5 protein-coding genes are annotated in these 4,269 nt (G+C 56.0%); 3 read left to right on the plus strand and 2 right to left on the minus strand.

The window, feature by feature from the left end:
* A partial coding sequence (rtcA, locus tag JRI46_12125) for an RNA 3'-phosphate cyclase (protein MBW2040311.1) occupies window positions 1-922 on the plus strand: 922 nt, incomplete at its 5' end.
* Here the strand turns inward: rtcA and JRI46_12130 are convergent.
* Together JRI46_12130 and JRI46_12135 are read right to left on the minus strand one after the other, a co-directional pair.
* Entirely contained in the window at window positions 906-1,565 is a 660-nt protein-coding gene (locus JRI46_12130) for an acetate--CoA ligase family protein (GenBank protein MBW2040312.1), read from the minus strand. The genes rtcA and JRI46_12130 overlap by 17 nt on opposite strands.
* Window positions 1,566-1,577: 12 nt before the next feature.
* Window positions 1,578-2,969 (minus strand): CoA-binding protein, encoded by a 1,392-nt coding sequence (locus JRI46_12135; GenBank protein MBW2040313.1) that lies wholly within the window; start codon window positions 2,967-2,969, stop codon window positions 1,578-1,580.
* A 207-nt stretch (window positions 2,970-3,176) separates the two neighbouring features.
* On the opposite strand from JRI46_12135, the gene JRI46_12140 reads away from it, so the two are divergent.
* Entirely contained in the window at window positions 3,177-3,959 is a 783-nt protein-coding gene (locus JRI46_12140; protein MBW2040314.1) for an IclR family transcriptional regulator, read from the plus strand.
* Window positions 3,960-3,974: 15 nt separating this feature from the next.
* Window positions 3,975-4,269 (plus strand): CoA-binding protein (locus tag JRI46_12145; protein ID MBW2040315.1); only part of this gene is annotated, 295 nt, incomplete at its 3' end.

Genomic DNA, 4,269 nt, shown 5'->3' on the forward strand with positions numbered 1-4,269 from the left:
GGGGAGGACCAATCCCGGGCTGCGGGCTCAACACCTGGCGGGAGTGCAGGCCCTGGCCGATATATGTCACGCTGCGGTCAAGGTACTTCAATTGGGCTCCCAAAAGATAATCTTTAAACCGAGAGAGGTCACAGGAGGGGAGCTGCTCATAGATATCGGCACGGCTGGGGCCATCGGGTTGATCTTACAGACCTTGATGCTGCCAGCCATCAAGGCCCCTTCCCCCCTCCGGCTCAGGATCATTGGGGGGACGGATGTCCCCTGGGCGCCCACGGCCGGCTACTTGATGGAGGTAGCCCTTCCCCTCTTGGGGAAGATGGCCTACCAAGGGAAAATGGTGGTGACCAAGAGGGGGTACTTCCCCCGCGGAGGGGGTGAGGTATTGGCGGAGTTAAAAAGGGCCTCCCTTTTCCCCTTAAAACTCCTGGATCGAGGCAGCGTCCAGATAATCAAAGGCAGATCCCATGCCTCAGAGGCGTTGAGGGCCAGGCGAGTGGCCGAACGTCAAAGAGAAGGGGCCATCAAGGTATTGGAGAGATACGACTGTCCCTATGATATAGAGGTGGAATATGGGCCTGCCGTATCCCCTGGGTCCGGGATTGATCTCTGGGCCCTGTCAGAGGGCATTGTCCTCGGCTCCAATGCCCTGGGCGCCCGGGGCAAGAGGGCGCAAGAGGTAGGGGCAGAGGCCGCTTCTGCCCTCCTCAGGCAGATAAGCTCCGGGGCCGCCCTCGACGAATGGATGGGAGATCAGATCCTCCCCTTTCTCACAGTGGTGAAAGGTGAATCAATCATATCGGTCCCCCGCATCACCGATCACCTCCGAACCAACCTCTGGGTCATCGGCCAGTTCATGCCGATAGCATCTCGCATAAGAGAAGAAAAGGATAGAGCCGTCATCTCCGTCACCCCTTCATCCTGATCCTGGCATCGGAGATGGCACACCCTTTTGCGTTGACGAAGACCGGGTTGAGATCCATCTCCCTGATATCTGGGGAATTGTTCACGAGCGATGAAACCCGCAGCAGGAGCGCTCCTATCGCCTCCAGGTTGACCTCCCCTCCCCTGGCACCGCTCAATATGGGGAAACCCCTGAGTTCCCTGATCATTTCTTGGGCGTCCTTCCCTTCAATGGGGATGACCCGGAAAGATACATCCTGCAACACCTCTACAAAGATCCCCCCCAGACCAAACATGATGACCGGCCCAAACTGGGTGTCATGGGTGGCGCCAATGATTACCTCCCTCCCTCTGCCCATCTCCTGAACCACTACCTCTTCTATCCTGGCTTCAGGCCGAAGGGAAATCACCTCGGTCCATAACCTCTCAAAGCCCTCCTTCACCTCTGCCTCGTCCCTCAGGTCTACTAATACCCCCTTGACCTCTGTCTTGTGCAAGATATCGGGGGAGGATATCTTCAGGGCCACAGGGAACCCGATCTCCTGAGCGGCATCGATTGCCTCCTGGGGCTGGCGGGCAGCCTCGCTCCGTAACGCCGGAAAACCCCTATGTTGCAGGAACTCCAAGGCATCCATGCCTATGAGTATTTCATCTATACCAGCCATGTTCGCCTCCTGCTAAGATAAAAGCCTTGTAAGGCTCCAGAGATTTCCCATGGTCCTGGCTGCCCTCTCCGGTGTGGGAAGAAACACCATCCCTTTTTTCCTGTCCATGACCTTGACATCCTCCGACCAGATGGGAGATGGAGCGGAAAAACAGGCGGTCAGGGGTTTGGTCAGGGGTTCTCTCTCCTCAAAGTACTTCCTCATCTCCCCTGCCAGGGCGATATTGGCCGAGGCATACATGGCCAAAAAGACCACCCCATCGATGCCCGGGTCTTCGATGACCGCCTCCATGATCCCGATGATAGCCCCCGGGTTATACCAGGCCGGCCCCATATCCACTGGATTGGTCCTGATGGCCAAAGGGGGCAGCAGCTCATTTATCCTCTCCTGGATCGTCGGGGAGAAGTCAACGAGGCAAAGGCCATGGGCTTCACACACATCGCAGGCGATCATCCCTGGACCTGCCTGGCTGGAGAGCACGGCCACCCTGTTTCCCTGCAGCGGGGCAAGGGTGTCTAAGGCCTTGGCCGTGTCCAATAACTCCTCTGTATCCCCTACCTCCAGGATCCCCCCCTGGCGAAAGGCCCCGCGATAGATCTCATAGCGCCCGGCCAAAGACCCGGTGTGGAACCTGCTGGCACTATCCCCGCTCTCTCCCCTGCCCGCCTTATAGGCGACGATGGGCTTACGCCCCCTCACCTTTCTGGCGGCATCCAGGAGACGACGAGGTTCGTCCATCCCTTCTATATAGAGGGCGATGACCCTGGTGTCCGGGTCATCGGCGAGGTAGGGGAGGATATCGGGGAAGTCCATATTACATCGGTTCCCCAGGCCGATTATCTTAGAGAAGCCGACATTTTCATCGAGGGCACGGAACCCGGAGAGGTGACAGAAACCACCGCTTTGGCTCACCAGGGCGATACCCCCTTTGGACAGGAGGGAGAACTCCGGGGTAAAGGAGGCATTGAGAGAGGTGTTGAGGTCTACAAATCCAAAGGTATTGGGACCGATGATGGGCAGCGACCAAGCATCCGCCATCTTTCGCACCCGTTCCTGGAGGGAACCCCCTGCGGGATCCTCTATCTCACTGAAGCCAGCGGTGATCAGGACTATCCCCTGCACCCCTTTTCTGTGGCAACCCTCCAGGACCCCAGGCACCACCTGCGCAGGTACCGCGATAATGGCCAGATCCACATCCCCAGAGACCTTATCCAGGTCGGGAAAGGCAGGTAGATCCCATACCACAGAAGAGTTGGGGTTTATGGGGAAGATGCGCCCAGGATATCCACCCTTTACCAGACTCTTCATAACATGATAGCCCAACTTGTCTGGGTTGTTGGATGCACCGATCACCATCACCGATTCAGGACGAAAGACCCTGGGCAATTTGGCGAGATAGCCCATCTCCTTATCCTCCTTTATCCCTCAGTTTACACAAAGAGGTCGCAGCTCCTAGTGTTCAGGGCGCCAGCCCGGTGATCCTTCACAACCCCCCTCAACTTACAAAAATACCTAAAAAAGTCAAGCATTGTTTAATACACCAATTTGGGGGTTGACAAAGGAAGACATATGGGATAATTATATTCTTATATAAAACTATAAGTTTCAAATATGAAACAAATAATAGAGCAAAAAGAAGTGATACCTGCCTTGAGCAGGGGGCTCGATATCCTCGATCTCCTGGCCGCAGAAGAGGGGGAGCTCGGCTTCATGGATATCGCCCGTAGACTGGATATCCCCAAGCCTTCCCTGTTGAGGATCTTGCGCACATTGATGCACAAGGGTTTCATTATCCAGGATGACAATACAAAAAAGTATAAGCTAGGCCTGAAGATCATCCGCATTGGCAACACCGTCCTGGGGAGGATCGACCTTAGGAGCCTGGCCAGGGAGGCAATGAGGCACCTCTCGGAGAGCACCAGGGAGACGGTGGAGTTGTCCACCCTGGATAGAGATCAGCTGATCCTGATCGATCAGATCGAAAGCCCTGAGGGTATAAGGCTCTATCAACACATCGGCAGCGCCTATCCGTACTTTCACACCAATGCGGTGGGGAAGGTATACCTGGCCTATATGGACCCGGAAAAGAGGAGGAAGGTCCTGGGAAAGATAGGTCTGCCGAAGATCACCGAATACACCATCACGGAGATGAAGAGATTGGAGAGGGAGCTGGAAGGGGTCAGGTCGAGGGGATATGCCTTCGAGGATCAGGAGTTGAGGTTGGGGTTGCGCCGCCTGGCCTCCCCTATCTTCGATCATGAAAATAAGGTGATTGGCTGCTTGAGTGTGGCTGGCCCCATCTTCAGGATAGATCTCAAGAGAAGGGATGGGATAGGGGAGCAGGTGTGGGAGAAGGCCAGGGAACTTTCACAACGGATTGGGGCCGAGGTATAGGTCCTGGAGATAGAGATGCGGGAACTCTTTTACCCTGAGCGGGTGGCAGTGATCGGGGTATCTCAAAGAAAGGAGAATATGGGCAGAGACATCGTGGAGAACCTCTTCCGTTTCCATTTCGATGGTGAGGTCTTTACGGTGGGGCGCGGTGGTGGTGTGGTCTTTGGCAGGAGGGTGCTGGCCTCGGTGGAAGAACTCCCCGAGGGGATAGATGTGGCGGTCATTCTTACCCCAGCCGACACTGTACCTGCCATAGTCGATGGATGCGGGCGCAAGGGGATCAGATGGGCCATCGTGGAGACAGGGGGGT

The organism is Deltaproteobacteria bacterium (assembly GCA_019308925.1).
Classification (GTDB): Bacteria; Desulfobacterota; B13-G15; order B13-G15; family RBG-16-54-18; genus JAFDHG01.